Below are 2,428 nucleotides of genomic sequence, written 5' to 3'. Positions count from 1 at the left end.
ACAGCGGCGTACACTCTTTCCTGAACCTGCGTCAAAGGCTCGCCCCCGGGTGGGTTAACCTGCCACGGTTCCGTTTCCCAGCGGTGAAACAGATCGGGGTAAAGGGCGGTAATCTCCGAGCGCAATCGGGTTTGCCAATCCCCCTGGTGGATTTCCATCAAGCGCGGCTCAATGTATAGGGGCAGAGCAAAAGACCTGGCGAGAATCTCGGCGGTTTGCCGGGCGCGTCGCAGAGGGCTGGAATAAAGTACAGCGACCCTTGCTCCCGACAATTCCTCCGCTATGACGTGGGCCTGGGCCACCCCTTTTGCATTGAGGGGCGGATCCGCCTGGCCTTGATAGCGACCCTCTATATTCCAATCCGTTTCACCGTGACGAATCAGCAGGAGGGAGGTCATGGAACTGTTCAGGGTGGCGGGGTCAAACCGCGTTTCTTACAATACTCCGGAATCTCAATCATCGGTGGACGCTCATGTTCCACTATTTCCTTGACATCGAGCTGGAACTGTCCCGACTCGTAGCGGACGCTTTTCAGGGTCCGATTCACGTCCTCAATGAATTCCAGCCGATGTTTCTTCTCCAGCTTGTTGAAAATAGTCTGTATGATCTCAAATGACATCTGGCAGAGCTCGGAAAGGCTCTGGTTGCGATGGATTCGCTCGACCTGGTCGACCTGGGCCAAGGAGGCCAGTTTAAACTTCTCAAAGACTTCAATCAGCAGACCGGTCTCAACACCATACCCAGACATGAAGGTCAATTGCTCCAGCGCCTCCCGGCGTCCACCATACTCACCAGACAGGGGCTGAATGATTCCGGAGAGTTCCGGATAAAAGAGATTGAGCATTGGCCGAGCGGTCAGTTCGGTAACCCGGCCGCCGCGCCCCGGCTTCAGACCAGTAGAGTTCCTCAAAGGACGCCGATAGAAGCCCTTGACGAACTTCAACTCCGGCCGATGGAGCAGGGGTCCGATCAATCCGTAGATGAAGCGAGGATGAAAGTTCTTGATGTCGGTATCCACCCAGAAAATGAGATCCCCCTCGGTCACATACAGGCTCTTCCATAATGCTTCCCCCTTCCCCTTGCGTGCTCCGTACACTGGTAAGACTTCCTGGTGGATGTAGACCGGGACCCCCAGGTCACTGGCGATCTCCCGCGTACGGTCAGTCGAATTGGAATCAATCAGTACAATCTCATCCACCACCGCTGCCTGCTCCATCAAAGCCTGTTGCACGATCCGGATGATGTCACCAATCGTCTCTTCCTCATTGAGGGCCGGCAGCGCCAGACTGATTTTCAACCCCTGCTCTTCCTTCCGGGCGACCAGGTCCTGGAGGTCGGCAAATTCATCCGCGTGGTAGGTATTTTCCGCGAACCACCGATCCACCAGCACCGAAATTGCCTGGGTAGCGAACTCAATGACTCCCGCCTGTTCCGGAACCATGCGCTTAGTCTTAACCGCCATAACGGCCGCCGTTGAGCGACTGAAAAGCGTATCGGTGATATTCCCAAATGACGTCGCTATCCTGGTGGGATGAGCCGTAGTCCCCAGGACAACCATGTTAAAGTCATTAGACATCTCGAGAACGGTTCGGGCTTGATCATCGGTTACAACCTGGTGCTGTTCAACACCTGGCATTGCGGCCAGAATTTTTGCCATGCCGGCAAAGCCAGCATCTTCCGGTTCAGCAGTCGGTGAGGGGCGGATATTTAATGAAGTGACTTTTGAGTCACGGTGTCGCGCCAGAGCCAGGCCCAGGCGCAGGGCACGCTCGGCATGAGGGCCGCCGCGATTGAAGACCAAAATACTCGCGGGCTCCTCCGGCAGGGGTCCTCGGACAAGGGCCACATCACACGGTGGATTGGACAGGATGTCGACCGCTGTGAGGTGGAAGGCATCTATCTGATCAGGCCAGTTTAAAATTAGCAGCGTAATACTGGGCCTGCGAGCAACCACCATGCGAAGATCATCCCAGGGGGAGTAAGTGACGCGGATACGGGCTACCTGACGCAGATTTACGCGGTCAATATGGGCATGTATTAAATCCCGCAACTCACGAGCCGGCAACGCACCCGCACTGAGGCTTTGCCCTTCGGGAATCGGCACGACCCCTGCTAACAAGACCGGCTCGGTAGCGGCCAGCCAATGCGCCAGATTCAGCAGGGATTCATTATCACAACCCGGGACCAGTGGAATCAGTGTTTTCACTGGACGGCGTTGGCGGCCTGGAGGCTTGGGTAGCTCCGGCACTAGATTGAACCCACTTTCAGCATTCGACCCCGATGCTTTCAGCCGGCATCCCGGCGGCCTCATGGATTAAAGGGATTACCCGCTTGCTTACTATTGCTTGCCAGGTGAAGTGCTCCAGCACCCGCCGCCGCAGTTGATAAGTTGGATCGGCCTTCAAATACGCCGTTATGGCGCCGGCGA

At 56.2% G+C, this 2,428-nt stretch carries 2 protein-coding genes; both read right to left on the bottom strand.

The features are described 5' to 3' along the window. A partial coding sequence (locus tag ACETWG_07075; protein MFB0516349.1) for a histidine phosphatase family protein occupies positions 1 to 398 on the bottom strand: 398 nt, incomplete at its 3' end. An 8-nt stretch (positions 399 to 406) separates the two neighbouring features. Then, the gene (locus ACETWG_07070; protein ID MFB0516348.1) at positions 407 to 2,206 is read right to left on the bottom strand and encodes a glucosyl-3-phosphoglycerate synthase; all 1,800 of its coding nucleotides are present in this window, start codon (positions 2,204 to 2,206) and stop codon (positions 407 to 409) included. Positions 2,207 to 2,428: the final 222 nt, after the last annotated feature.

The sequence above is a fragment of the Candidatus Neomarinimicrobiota bacterium genome, from assembly GCA_041862535.1.
GTDB lineage: Bacteria > Fidelibacterota > Marinisomatia > SCGC-AAA003-L08 > TS1B11.
The sequence above is the reverse complement of the archived record's forward strand: the minus strand, read 5'-3'. Positions and strand labels throughout refer to the sequence as shown.